The following is a 12,029-nucleotide window of genomic DNA, read 5'->3' on the forward strand; positions in this document are numbered from 1 at the left end:
CCGCGCCGTGGTTCGGGCCGGCGTTCAGGCCGGGGAATAGGCGAGCCGCACGTAGATCGGCGCGAACGGTTCGGCCTGGGTGATTTCGATCAGGGTTTCCTTGGCCAGCTCGAGCAGGGCGACGAAGTGCACCACCACCACCGGCACGCCGGCCTGGCCGCCGAACAGGTCGGCGAACTCGACGAAGCGCGCCGACTGCAGCGTGCGCAGGATGGCCGACATGTGCTCGCGCACCGACAGTTCCTCGCGCCCGATGCGGTGGTGCTGGGTCAGCCTGGCGCGGCGCAGCACGTCCATCCAGGCGCGCTGCAGGTCGTGCGCGTCGACCTGCGGCCAGACCACGGCGTCGCCCTGCTCGATGGGCAGCGACGGGCGCTGGAAATCGCGCTCGTACTGGGGCAGGGCGCCCAGGTCCTTGGCCGCCAGCTTGATCTGCTCGTAGTCCAGCAAGCGCCGCACCAGTTCCGCGCGCGGATCGTCGGCTTCCTCGACCAGCAAGTCCTGGCGCTTCGGCAGCAGCATGCGCGACTTGATCTCGATCAGCATGGCCGCCATGAGCAGGTATTCGGCCGCCAGTTCCAGGTTGCTCTGGCGGATCTGCTCGACGTACTCCAGGTATTGCAGGGTCACCTGCGCCATCGGGATATCGAGGATGTTGAAGTTCTGCTTGCGGATCAGGTACAGCAGCAGGTCGAGCGGGCCTTCGAAGGCGTCCAGGAACACCTCGAGCGCGTCGGGCGGGATGTACAGGTCGTTGGGCAGGCGCAGCAGCGGTTCGCCGTACAGGCGCGCCACCGCGGCTTCGGCCGCCTGTGCGGCGGCCTGGGCCGCGGCGCCGGCCTCATCCTGGGGATGGCCGGACGCGGCGCCGTCGCCGGCAACGGGATCGGCGGCCCCATCCGGGGCCACCTGCTCGGGCAGCATCGTCGCCGGCCTCGGGAATCAGACCTTGCTCTGGTACGGGTAGGCTTGCTGGCGCAGGCGCGATTCCTCGACGCGGCGCTGCTCGTCCAGCGTCAGCGGCGCCTTGTCCCACAGCAGCGCGCGGCCGGCCACCTGGCGCTCGTCCATGCCCGGGGTCTTTTCCTTGAGTTCCCGGATGAACTTGGTGTGGTCGGATTCGTACATCGAATGTTTGGTGAACAGGCCCATGGTTTTCTTTGTCCTAAAGTCGGCAAACAGGCAATGATACTGCCTGCCAGCCGGAATGAATAAGGTTTAGTTGTGCAGTTCGTTCAGCTGGCGCGCGATGATGTCGTGGTTGAGCCACAACACCGGCGCGATCTTTTCGGCCGCGCCGTGGAACATCAGCGGGCCCGCGCTTTCCAGCACCAGCGCCGACAGGTGGTCGGTGATCAGCGCCTTGCGGTCAAGATGCAGCGAGGTGATCTCGTCCGAGGTGCCGATCATGACGTCGGCCAGCGCCGGGGTATTGTCCATCGGCCAGGCTTCGAAGTCGCGGAAACCCTTGCTGGTGTCGGTCTGCAGGTAGGCTTCCAGCTTGTCCAGGATCGATTGCAGCGACACGCCTTCGCCCAGCAGGGCCTGGCACGCGTCCCACTGCTGCTGGGCCCAGGCGCCGCCGTTTTCTTTTTTCAGCGCTGCCAGCAGCGGGAACAGCGACAGTTCGACGCCGACGAAGATGTCCGACGAATTGGTGCGGATTTCCGGGCAGTTGAACACGGTCGCGGCGATGCCCTGGCGCCAAGCCGCCTCGGCGATCGATTCCAGGCGCATCTTGGCGTAGCCTTGCGTGTAGTTGGTGTAGGTCTGCCAGGTGTACTCGCCGCCGATCAGCACTTCGGTGCCGTGGTAGCCGTAGGCGGTGTAGCGCACCTGGCCGCCCTGCGCCGTCACGCGTTCGCGGATCGCGCTCGACGCGTCGATCAGGTACTTCAGCGTGTTGGCGGTGACTTCGTCGAAGTTCATCAGGATCAGCTTACCCAGGTCGCTGTCGAGCAGGGCGCGCGAGGACATGAAGCGCTCGCCGCGGCCTTTGTAGATGCGGTTGGCGATCGCCAGGAAGGCCTTGATCTTCGGAATGCCGCCGGCCATGGTGTGGGCGAAGAACACGTTGGCGCCATCCGGCACCAGCTTGTCGATCTCCGCCATGGCCTGCTGCGCCGCCGCGCTGAAGCGGCGCACGCCGGCCAGGCGGCAGGCTTCGATCTTGTCCCAGTCCAGCTTGTCTTCCTGCCAGCCCTTGAGGGTGACGCCGGCCAGCATCTCAGTCGGGTTCTGCTCGCCTTCCGGCGCGTCCATGTCGAAGCCGGCCATCAGCGGCACGTTGATGATCTTGCCGCCCAGCTTGCCTTCGGCTTCCGCGTGCTCTTCCGTGGTCAGCGCGCGCAGCGCGCCGCCCTCGTCGCGGCGGCCGACGGTGATGCCGAGGATGGTCATGCCGGCGGCACGCGCCTGGTCGACCAGGCCGTTGGCGTAGCCGCGGCCGAACAGTTCGCCGAACAGGACGAACACGTCACCTTGGCGGAACAGGTTGGCGTGCGGGATATGCCTCAGGGCTTTGTATTCGGTCATAGTATGTGCCATCGCTCGAAAGTAGGAAGGATCGGCGCCTGGACTGGGGCCGGCCCCCTTGTTATTGAAGGTGCGCATTATACCGCCACTGGTGCGCAAAAATTGATACTAGTCTGGCAAGCGGCGAGGCGGGCGGGCTGCCTCAATCGTCATGCGCGGCGGGTGGCGGAAGGACAGCGGCCGCGGCCGCTGCGGAGGGCGTGCGGCTGGGGCCGGATGCGGCATCCACGCTCGGGGAGCGCCGCATCCGGTGGCGCCGGCCGGCGCCGGCGCAGGAAAGGATCAGCGGATGCGCATGCCCGGCTGGGCGCCGGACACCGGCTCCAGCAGGTACAGGCCCGGGTTCGCCTTTTCGTCCTTGGCGGAGGCGCACAGCACCATGCCTTCCGACACGCCGAACTTCATCTTGCGCGGCGCCAGGTTGGCGACCAGGACGGTCAGCTTGCCGATCAATTGCTCCGGCTGGTAGGCCGACTTGATGCCGGAGAACACGTTGCGGTGGCGGCCTTCGCCCACGTCCAGCGTCAGGCGCAGCAGCTTGCTGGAGCCTTCCACGTGCTCGCAGTTGACGATCTTCGCCACGCGCAGGTCGATCTTCGTAAAATCGTCGATCGAGATTTCCGGGGCCAGTTCCTCGATGTCGCCGGCGGCCGCTTGCACACCCGCGTCGGCGGGTCCTGCCGCAGCGCTTGCCGCCGTGCCCGCTGCCGGGGTAGTCGCTGCCGCAGCAGCAGTGGGAGCGGCGACCTGTGCCGGCGTGGCGACGCCCGGCTTGTCGAACAAATCCTCGACCATCTTGGCGTCGACGCGCTGCATCAGGTGGCTGTAGGCGCCGATGGTACGGCCCAGCATCGACGTGTACACCGTGTCGCCCTGCGTATCGGCCCAGCCGAAGGCAGCGTCGCCCAGGAACTCCTGCACGCGCGCCGCCACCTGCGGCAGCACCGGCGACAGCAGGATGGTCAGCTGGCGGAACAGGATCAATGCCGTGGTGCAGACTTCGTGCAGTTCCGCGGTCTTCGCTTCGTCCTTGGCCAGGATCCACGGCTTGTTCTCGTCGACGTAGCGGTTGGCGACGTCGGCCACTTCCATGATCTCGCGCAGCGCCTTGCCGAACTCGCGCGACTCGAAATTGGCGGCGATGCTGGCCTGGCGTTCGCCCTGCTCGCCGTTCAGCGCGCGCGCGATCCAACCCTTGGCGTCGTCCGACAGCGACGCGGCCAGCTTGCCGTCGAACTTCTTGGCGATGAAGCCGGCGCAGCGGCTGGCGATGTTCACGTACTTGCCGATCAGGTCGCTGTTCACGCGCGCCACGAAGTCGTCGCCGTTGAAGTCCAGGTCCTCGACCTTGCTGTTCAATTTGAACGCCAGGTAGTAGCGCAGCCACTCCGGGTTCATCTTCAGTTCCAGGTAGCGCAGCGGCGAGATGCCGGTGCCGCGCGATTTCGACATCTTTTCGTTGTTCACGGTCAGGTGGCCGTGCACGTTGACCTTCAGCTTGTCGATGATCGGGTGGCCCGAAAAATTCAGCATCGCCGGCCAGAACAGCAGGTGGAAGGAGACGATGTCCTTGCCGATGAAGTGCACCTGCTCCGCGCTCGGGTCCTGGAGGAAGGCCTCGTAGTCCAGGCCCTGCTTTTCGAAATAGTTCTTGAGGCTGGCCAGGTAGCCGACCGGCGCGTCCAGCCACACGTAAAAGAATTTGCCCGGCGCGTCCGGGATCGGGATGCCGAAATAGGGCGCGTCGCGCGAGATGTCCCAGTCGGCCAGCTTTTCGCCGTTTTCACCGAGCCATTCGGAGACCTTGTTGACCATTTCCGGCTGCAGGCGGCCCGGCGTGTTCAGCCAGTCCTTGAGGAACTGGAAGCAGCGCGGGTCGGACAGCTTGAAGAAGTACTGCTCGGACGGCTTCAGGACCGGGGTCGAGCCGGTGAATACCGAGAACGGGTTGATCAGCTCGGTCGGCTGGTAGGCGGCGCCGCAGACTTCGCAGTTGTCGCCGTACTGGTCCTTGGCATGGCACACCGGGCACTCTCCCTTGATGTTGCGGTCGGCCAGGAACATGCCCTTGGCAGTGTCGTAGAAGCGGTCGACGGTTTTCGTATAGATCAGTCCGGCATCGCGCAGCTTGCGGTAGATGCCCTGTGACAAATCGACGTTTTCCGGCGAATCGGTCGAATACCAGTTATCGAAGGCGATGTGGAAGCCGTCCAGGTATTGCTGGCGGCCGGCAGCGATGCGCGCCACGAATGCTTGCGGCGTCACGCCGTCCTTTTCCGCGGCGATCATGATCGGCGTGCCGTGGGTATCGTCGGCGCCGACGAAGTGCACCACGCGTTGCTGGCCGTTGTCTTGCTGCATGCGCTGGAAGCGGACCCAGATGTCGGCCTGGATGTATTCCATCATGTGGCCGATGTGGAAGGCGGCGTTGGCGTAGGGCAGGGCGGTGGTGACGAACAGCTTGCGTGTCATGGTCGGAAAGGGAAGTTCGATTGGGAAAACAGGCATTTTACAGTGGATGACCCCGAACGCGCAGGGGCTTCTTGGCGGTTTTGCCCCCTGGACACTAATCGATCGGCCGTTTTGCGCTAAACTTGCGCATCACATCCGGAGAACCCCATGAGCATCACTGTAGAAGACGTCAAGGCCGCGCTGTCGGCCGTCGTCGATCCGAACACGAATAAAGATTTCGTCAGCACCAAGTCGGCCAAGAACATCCAGATCGACGGCGACAGCCTGTCGCTGGACATCGAACTCGGTTACCCGGCCAAGAGCCAGGTCGGCGCCATCCGCACGGGCGTGATCAACGCGCTGCGCGCGCTGCCGGGCGTGGGCAACGTCAGTGTCAACGTCACCAGCAAGATCGTCTCGCACGCGGTGCAGCGCGGCCTGAAGGTGATGCCGAACGTGAAGAACATCATCGCCGTGGCGTCGGGCAAGGGCGGCGTCGGCAAGTCGACCACCGCGGTCAATTTGGCGTTGGCCCTGGCCGCCGAAGGCGCCAGCGTCGGCCTGCTGGACGCCGACATCTACGGCCCGTCGCAGCCGATGATGCTGGGCGTCAGCGGCCAGCCGAAGAGCCTGGATGGCAAGTCGATGGAGCCGCTCGAAGGCCACGGCGTGCAAGTCTCGTCGATCGGCTTCATGATCGACCCGGACGAGCCGATGGTGTGGCGCGGCCCGATGGTCACGCAGGCGCTGCAGCAGTTGCTGGAACAGACCAACTGGCGCGCGCTCGACTACCTGATCGTCGACATGCCGCCGGGCACCGGCGACATCCAGCTGACCCTGTCGCAAAAGGTGCCGGTCACCGGCGCCGTGATCGTCACCACCCCGCAGGACATCGCCCTGCTGGACGCGCGCAAGGGTCTCAAGATGTTCGAGAAGGTCGGCATCCCGATCGTCGGCGTGGTGGAAAACATGAGCACCCACATCTGCTCCAACTGCGGCCACGCCGAAGACATCTTCGGTTCCGGCGGCGGCCAGAAGATGTGCGCCGACTTCGGCGTCGAGTTCCTCGGCAAGCTGCCGCTGACCCTCGCCATCCGCGAACAGACCGATTCCGGCACCCCGACCGTGGTGGCCGAGCCGGACGGTGCGGTGGCGCAGATCTACAAGGACATCGCGCGCAAGGTGGCGATCAAGGTGGCGGAAAAGGCCAAGGACATGAGTTCCAAGTTTCCGACCATCGTGGTCAAGAACGACTGACACAGGTTTTCACCGCCAGCGCTTAAGCCGTCGTCCCCGCGCAGGCGGGGACCCATGCTGAATTCCCAAGGTCGATCCATTGAAAGCGCCACCGCCGCTTCCAGTATATCGGCTTCCGGAGGCTCGGCATGGGTCCCCGCCTTCGCGGGGACGACGTTTTTACGCTCGCATCTCATTCATTGCTTCTCGCTCGTCGGAACAAAAAACCATGCGCATCGACACCATCCGCACCCGCCTGCGCAGCCTCGGCGCCATGCCCCTGCACGAAGACCGCGTCCTGCGCGACTGGGTCCGCGCCATGCCGCACGACCAGGGCCGGCGCCGTCCCGCCGACTTCCTGCCGAAACCGGTGCGCGAGGCGTTGCCGCAACTGGACGCCGAGCTGGACGCCATGGCGCGCGTGATCGGCAACCATCCGGCCGAGGACGGCTCGGCGCGGCTGCTGGTGGCACTGGCCGACGGCCAGACGGTGGAATCGGTGCTGCTGCCGCGCGACGGCGTGTGCGTGTCGAGCCAGGTCGGCTGCGCGGTCGGCTGCCAATTCTGCATGACCGGGCAGGGCGGCCTGGTGCGCCAGGTGACAAGCGGCGAGATCGTGGCGCAGGTGGTGCTGGCGCGGCGCCTGCGGCCGGTCAAGAAGGTGGTGTTCATGGGCATGGGCGAACCGGCCCACAACCTCGACAACGTGCTGGAAGCGATCGAGCTGCTCGGCATCGAGGGCAACATCGCCCACAAGAACCTGGTGTTTTCCACCGTGGGCGATGCGCGCGTGTTCGAGCGCCTGCCGCTGGGGCGCGTCAAGCCGGCGCTGGCGCTGTCGCTGCACACCACCCGGGCCGACCTGCGCGCGCGCCTGCTGCCGCGCGCGCCGCGCTTCACGGCCGCCGAGCTGGTCGAGCACGGCGAGCGCTATGCGCGGGTATCCGCCTATCCGATCCAGTACCAGTGGACGCTGCTGGACGGCGTCAACGACGGCCAGGACGAGCTCGACGCCATCGTCGATCTCTTGCGCGGCAAGTATGCGGTGCTCAACATGATCCCCTACAACACCAATCCCGGCCTGCCGTTTCGCCGCCCCGGCTGGGACAAGGCGCGCGCCATCGCCGCGCACCTGTCCAGCCGCGGCGTGCTGACCAAGCTGCGCGATTCGGCCGGGCAGGACGTCGACGGCGGCTGCGGGCAATTGCGCGCGCGCGCCGCGGGCGGGCAGCCGGTGCGGATGCAGGCGCTGCACAGGCAGCCGAAGGCGGCATGAGCGGCCGGCACCGCCTCGTCGATGTGCCTTCGCATAAGGCATGAGGGAACCGGGATGTGCAGGCATGATCGTTGGCCTGTACGTGTTTCGGTAGGGTGGGCGGCCGCACCGTACCGTTCGCATCGCACCACCCTCGCCGCCGTCCACGCATTCAAGCGGCGCTGACGAAGCCGCGTGGCCAGCCCCGCCCACCCTACAGATCCAGCATCTCTACCTGCCGTAGCGAGGCACTGCTCATGTACCAGTCATTCACCACCAGTTCGATCCGCTCCACGCGCATGACGCCCAGCGCTGCACCACGTAGCGTCTCGATCGCTTCGACGAAGCGCCGCGGCTGCCGCAGGGGCCGCACGAAGCGCAGCAGCGTCGCATGCGCCGTCACCAGGCGGTAGCGCCGGTCGAGCGACGCGTCCAGTGCGCGTGCGCGCAGCTCGGCGCGCAGGCGGTCGCGCAACGTGGCCAGCGTGTCGCCGTGCGGATAGCCCTGTGCCAGCACCGCGCCGCGCGACGCCGTCACGCCGCGAAAATCGATCTCGAAGGCCGGCAGGCCATGCACCGCGCAGCGTACCGCGTCGCGGTAATCGTCCAGGCGCGCCAACTGCGGCTGGAAATCGTCGCCCACCGTGAACAGCGACAGCACGGTCACGTGCAGGTCGACGGCCGGATGCAGGTATTGGCCCGGTTCGAGCGCGTCCAGGCGTTCCAGCAGGTGGGTGAAGCGGCCCGCCAGCGCGGCGCCTGGGCGTGCGATCAGGGTCAGGCCGCGGCGCGGGTCGGGGCCTTGCAGCAGGCGCGCGTCGCAGTCGATGTCGCCGGTGCCGATGGCGGCGCGGCTGCGCTCCCAGATGGCGTCGTAATGGGACTGGAGCGCGTGCGGTGCGGGATCGGTGTGCATGCGTGTATTGTGGCGCAAGGCACGCGTGCCGGCAACGGTGGCCGCTCGTGCGGATCGCTTGCCGGCCTCGTCGCGGATTGCGCCGCCACCCTTGCGAGGCGCCATGCCGGCGTCGGTGTCGGTATCCCGAATCAGGCCGCCATGCCGATCGGCGGCAGCAGGCGGCGCGCGCGCACCCGGTTGCGGCCGGCGCGCTTGGCCTCGTACATCAGTTCGTCGGCGGCGGCGATCAGCGCGTGCGGCGCCAGCGTGCGCACGGCGGCCAGATTGGCGCCGGCCACGCCGAAGCTGGCGCTGGCCGCCAGCGCGATGTCGCCGAAGGCGATGCGTTCAACCGCGCAGGCGGCGCGCATGCGCTCGGCCAGTGCGGCCGCGTCTTCGGGGGCGGTTTCAGGAAGGATTACCAGGAATTCCTCGCCGCCATAGCGCACCACCGTGTCCAGGCCCTCGCGCGTCATCGATTGCAGCAAGGCCGCGAAGCGTTGCAGCACCAGGTCGCCGGCGTGGTGGCCGTGGGTGTCGTTGATCGCCTTGAAGCCGTCCAGGTCGCACAGGATCAGCGACAGGTCGAGGCCGTCTCGCCGCGCGCGCGCCATTTCGTCGTCGAGCAGGGCGTCGTTCAGGTGGCGCCGGTTGTAGCAGCCGGTGAGCGGGTCGCGCATCGACAGGCTGGTCAGCACCTGCTGGGTCCGGTACTGTTCGCGCCACAGGCGCGCGAAGCGGTTGGCGGCGGCCGCGCCGAACACGTTGGCGAATACCAGCAGCACCGCCATCGAACGCAGGTGGCGCGTGGTTTCCTGGTGCTGGTGGAAGGCGATGGCGAGGAAGGCCAGGGTGGCGCCGCAGGCCAGCAGCGGGGCGGCCAGCGGACGGTTCGGAATGAAGATGTTAAACACGATGACCATGATCGCCAGCGACATCCCGTGCAGCAGTACTTCCTGCGGCCGGCACCAGGTCACCACCAGGAAGCTGGCCATCCAGCACAGCGTGAAGGCGCTGGCGACGTGGTAGGGCGCGCGCACCGAGGCGCCGGGCCTGCTTGCATGGCGCAGGCCGAGCACCGCGAGCAGCGGCATGCAAACGCGCGCCAGCACCGGCGCCAGCGCGCGTTCCGGCCCCAGCAAGGCGATGTCGTTGATTCCAAACAGCACATAGAACAGCGAGCACAGCAGGAGCGCCCGGCGCAGCTGCGACCGGATTTCGGCGGATTGGTGCTGAAGGAAGCCGGCCTCCATGGCTGGACAGGAAAATTCTCCACGCAGGCGCGCAATGGAAGCAATGCTCGGATCGTTCGGCATGGATGGCGGAGGCTAGGATGAGGCGAAAAATTGCTGAAATCCGGGCAACACTGTAGCCAGTGTTCAATTTCATGTAAAGTAATTGTTGTTTTTGCTGATTTGCAATTTGGAAACTGTTGCATCCATACGCCATGGGCGGCTGGCCACGCAGGCCGGGGATGAGGTTGTAAAATAACCGCCTTGCCAATCATCCGGCCATTCACAGCCCCATTCTCCCTACCATGACCGTCCGTACCCGTTTCGCTCCCAGCCCGACCGGCTATCTCCACCTCGGCGGCGCCCGCACCGCGCTGTATTCGTGGGCTTACGCCCGCCATTTCGGCGGCACCTTCATCCTGCGCATCGAAGACACCGACCTGGAGCGTTCGACCCCGGAAGCGGTGCAGGCGATCCTGGACGGCATGCAGTGGCTGGGCCTGAGCCACGACGAAGGCCCGTTCTACCAGATGCAGCGCATGGACCGTTACCGCGAGGTGGTCAAGGGCATGCTGGACGCCGGCACCGCCTACCTGTGCTATTGCTCCCCCGACGAGGTCGAGGCCATGCGCGAGCGCATGCGCGCCCTGGGCGAGAAGCCGCGCTACGACGGCACCTGGCGTCCGGAGCCGGGCAAGACCCTGCCGGCGGTGCCGGAAGGCGTCAAGCCGGTGGTGCGCTTCAAGAATCCGCTGGACGGCGAAGTCACCTGGCACGACGTGGTCAAGGGGCCGATCACCATCGCCAACAAGGAACTGGACGACCTGGTCATCGCGCGCCCGGACGGCACGCCGACCTACAACTTCTGCGTGGCCGTGGATGACTGGGACATGCGGATCACCCACGTGCTGCGCGGCGACGACCACGTGAACAACACGCCGCGCCAGATCAACATCCTGCGTGCGTTGAACGCCGAGCTGCCGCAGTACGGCCACCTGCCGATGATCCTCGGTCCGGACGGCCAGAAACTGTCCAAGCGCCATGGCGCGGTCAGCGTGATGCAGTATCCGGAGCAGGGCTTCCTGCCGGAGGCGATGCTGAACTACCTGGCGCGCCTGGGCTGGAGCCACGGCGACGACGAGATCTTCTCGATGCAGCAGTTTACCGAGTGGTTCAACCTGGAGCACCTGACGGCCTCGGCCGCCCAGTTCAATCCGGAAAAGCTGGCCTGGCTGAACAACCACTATATCAAGCAGGCCGACAACGGGCGCCTGGCCGATCTGGCGCGGCCGAAGATGGTGGCGCAGGGCGCGCAATTCGACGGCGCGCCGCCGCTGGCGAGCGTGCTGGGCCTGATGAAGGAGCGCACCAACACCGTCAACGAACTGGCCGATGCGGCGATGCTGTTCTATCGCACGCCAGCGCCGGACGCTGCGTTGCTGGCCCAGCACCTGACCGACGCTGTGCGCCCCGCGCTGGCGCAGTTCGCCGAGCGCGTGCGCGAGGTCGAGTGGACCAAGCCGGCGCTGGCGGCCATGATGAAGGACGTGCTGGCGGCCCACGGCCTCAAGATGCCGCAGCTGGCCATGCCGCTGCGCCTGCTAGTCACCGGCCAGCTGCAGACCCCGGCCATCGATGCCGTGCTGGAACTGTTCGGCCGCGACGCCGTGGCGGCGCGCGTAGCGAAGGGTTTGTAAGCGATTTGGCTATTTGCGTAATGCAAGTGCGTCCGCTATAATGCTCGCACTTCAGCACTGCGGGGGTATAGCTCAGCTGGGAGAGCGCTTGCATGGCATGCAAGAGGTCAGCGGTTCGATCCCGCTTACCTCCACCAAGGTTGAAGTGTGCAGTAGGCAGTCAGGTAGTTCAGGGTCCCCATCGTCTAGAGGCCTAGGACATCACCCTTTCACGGTGAGTACCGGGGTTCGAATCCCCGTGGGGACGCCAGCGTCGCAGGTTTTCGGGCAAGCGGCGTGGTAGTAGAAGCAGATGCAGTATGTTATAGTGTCGTTTTCCCGTAGGGGGTATAGCTCAGCTGGGAGAGCGCTTGCATGGCATGCAAGAGGTCAGCGGTTCGATCCCGCTTACCTCCACCAAGCAGGGAAAAACGACGGTAGCATCATGCAGTCGACAAGTAGTCCAGGGTCCCCATCGTCTAGAGGCCTAGGACATCACCCTTTCACGGTGAGTACCGGGGTTCGAATCCCCGTGGGGACGCCAAGAATTCGGCAAGGTTTTTGCCAACATCGTGCAGCCGCCAGCGGGTTGCATGGATGATGGCGGAGCGATGGTGGCACATCGCTGCGGCATGCCAGTGTAGTCAACGTAGTATCGGTTTTAGGTCCCCATCGTCTAGAGGCCTAGGACATCACCCTTTCACGGTGAGTACCGGGGTTCGAATCCCCGTGGGGACGCCAGTTGC

9 protein-coding genes and 5 tRNA genes are annotated in these 12,029 nt (G+C 65.9%); 8 read left to right on the forward strand and 6 right to left on the reverse strand.

All coding sequences use genetic code 11. From position 1 onward, the window contains the following. Positions 1 to 24: 24 nt before the first annotated feature. The 4 genes from HH212_RS16590 to metG form a co-directional block, all read right to left on the reverse strand. On the reverse strand, positions 25 to 924 hold the full coding sequence (locus HH212_RS16590) for a segregation and condensation protein A (RefSeq protein WP_170203482.1): 900 nt from the start codon (positions 922 to 924) through the stop codon (positions 25 to 27). A gap of 18 nt (positions 925 to 942) precedes the next feature. Then, positions 943 to 1,152 carry a DUF3460 family protein gene (locus tag HH212_RS16595; protein WP_170203483.1) on the reverse strand — a complete coding sequence of 70 codons (210 nt, stop codon included), beginning with the start codon at positions 1,150 to 1,152 and terminating at the stop codon, positions 943 to 945. 66 nt (positions 1,153 to 1,218) lie between these two features. Further along, positions 1,219 to 2,535, reverse strand: coding sequence for an enoyl ACP reductase FabMG family protein (locus HH212_RS16600; protein WP_170203484.1), 1,317 nt, complete (start codon positions 2,533 to 2,535; stop codon positions 1,219 to 1,221). Positions 2,536 to 2,817: 282 nt separating this feature from the next. Further along, positions 2,818 to 5,007: a methionine--tRNA ligase gene (gene metG / locus HH212_RS16605; RefSeq protein WP_170203485.1), complete on the reverse strand. Its 2,190-nt coding sequence runs from the start codon at positions 5,005 to 5,007 to the stop codon at positions 2,818 to 2,820. 147 nt (positions 5,008 to 5,154) lie between these two features. Here metG and apbC point away from each other — a divergent pair, with 147 nt between their 5' ends. Both apbC and HH212_RS16615 read left to right on the forward strand, forming a co-directional pair. After that, a complete protein-coding gene (gene apbC, locus HH212_RS16610) occupies positions 5,155 to 6,243 on the forward strand; it encodes an iron-sulfur cluster carrier protein ApbC (RefSeq protein ID WP_170203486.1) in 1,089 nt (362 codons plus the stop codon). Positions 6,244 to 6,451: 208 nt separating this feature from the next. Further along, a complete protein-coding gene (locus tag HH212_RS16615; protein WP_170203487.1) occupies positions 6,452 to 7,498 on the forward strand; it encodes an RNA methyltransferase in 1,047 nt (348 codons plus the stop codon). 193 nt (positions 7,499 to 7,691) lie between these two features. On the opposite strand, the gene HH212_RS16620 is transcribed toward HH212_RS16615, so the two are convergent. Both HH212_RS16620 and HH212_RS16625 read right to left on the reverse strand, forming a co-directional pair. Beyond that, positions 7,692 to 8,393 carry a 2'-5' RNA ligase family protein gene (locus tag HH212_RS16620; RefSeq protein WP_170203488.1) on the reverse strand — a complete coding sequence of 234 codons (702 nt, stop codon included), beginning with the start codon at positions 8,391 to 8,393 and terminating at the stop codon, positions 7,692 to 7,694. Between the two features lie 131 nt (positions 8,394 to 8,524). Then, positions 8,525 to 9,691, reverse strand: coding sequence for a GGDEF domain-containing protein (locus HH212_RS16625; RefSeq protein ID WP_170203489.1), 1,167 nt, complete (start codon positions 9,689 to 9,691; stop codon positions 8,525 to 8,527). A 221-nt stretch (positions 9,692 to 9,912) separates the two neighbouring features. Between HH212_RS16625 and gltX the strand changes: the two genes are divergently transcribed. The 6 genes from gltX (at position 9,913) to HH212_RS16655 (ending at position 12,024) form a co-directional block, all read left to right on the forward strand. Further along, the gene (gene gltX / locus HH212_RS16630) at positions 9,913 to 11,304 is read left to right on the forward strand and encodes a glutamate--tRNA ligase (RefSeq protein ID WP_170203490.1); all 1,392 of its coding nucleotides are present in this window, start codon (positions 9,913 to 9,915) and stop codon (positions 11,302 to 11,304) included. 61 nt (positions 11,305 to 11,365) lie between these two features. After that, positions 11,366 to 11,441 (forward strand) — tRNA-Ala (locus HH212_RS16635). A gap of 37 nt (positions 11,442 to 11,478) precedes the next feature. Beyond that, positions 11,479 to 11,554 (forward strand) — tRNA-Glu (locus tag HH212_RS16640). A gap of 73 nt (positions 11,555 to 11,627) precedes the next feature. Further along, positions 11,628 to 11,703 (forward strand) — tRNA-Ala (locus HH212_RS16645). A 48-nt stretch (positions 11,704 to 11,751) separates the two neighbouring features. Further along, positions 11,752 to 11,827, forward strand: a tRNA-Glu gene (locus HH212_RS16650). 121 nt (positions 11,828 to 11,948) lie between these two features. Then, positions 11,949 to 12,024, forward strand: a tRNA-Glu gene (locus tag HH212_RS16655). The last annotated feature ends 5 nt before the right edge of the window (positions 12,025 to 12,029 follow it).

Origin of the sequence: Massilia forsythiae, from assembly GCF_012849555.1 — a bacterium.
GTDB lineage: Bacteria > Pseudomonadota > Gammaproteobacteria > Burkholderiales > Burkholderiaceae_D > Telluria > Telluria forsythiae.

What these genes read in the sequence shown, in the direction of transcription:
- gltX (WP_170203490.1), top strand. Translation starts at nt 9,913, where the DNA reads ATGACCGTCCGTACCCGTTTCGCTCCCAGCCCGACCGGCTATCTCCAC.
- HH212_RS16620 (WP_170203488.1), bottom strand. Translation starts at nt 8,393, where the DNA reads ATGCACACCGATCCCGCACCGCACGCGCTCCAGTCCCATTACGACGCC.
- HH212_RS16590 (WP_170203482.1), bottom strand. Translation starts at nt 924, where the DNA reads ATGCTGCCCGAGCAGGTGGCCCCGGATGGGGCCGCCGATCCCGTTGCC.
- HH212_RS16615 (WP_170203487.1), top strand. Translation starts at nt 6,452, where the DNA reads ATGCGCATCGACACCATCCGCACCCGCCTGCGCAGCCTCGGCGCCATG.
- apbC (WP_170203486.1), top strand. Translation starts at nt 5,155, where the DNA reads ATGAGCATCACTGTAGAAGACGTCAAGGCCGCGCTGTCGGCCGTCGTC.
- metG (WP_170203485.1), bottom strand. Translation starts at nt 5,007, where the DNA reads ATGACACGCAAGCTGTTCGTCACCACCGCCCTGCCCTACGCCAACGCC.
- HH212_RS16595 (WP_170203483.1), bottom strand. Translation starts at nt 1,152, where the DNA reads ATGGGCCTGTTCACCAAACATTCGATGTACGAATCCGACCACACCAAG.
- HH212_RS16600 (WP_170203484.1), bottom strand. Translation starts at nt 2,535, where the DNA reads ATGACCGAATACAAAGCCCTGAGGCATATCCCGCACGCCAACCTGTTC.
- HH212_RS16625 (WP_170203489.1), bottom strand. Translation starts at nt 9,691, where the DNA reads ATGCCGAACGATCCGAGCATTGCTTCCATTGCGCGCCTGCGTGGAGAA.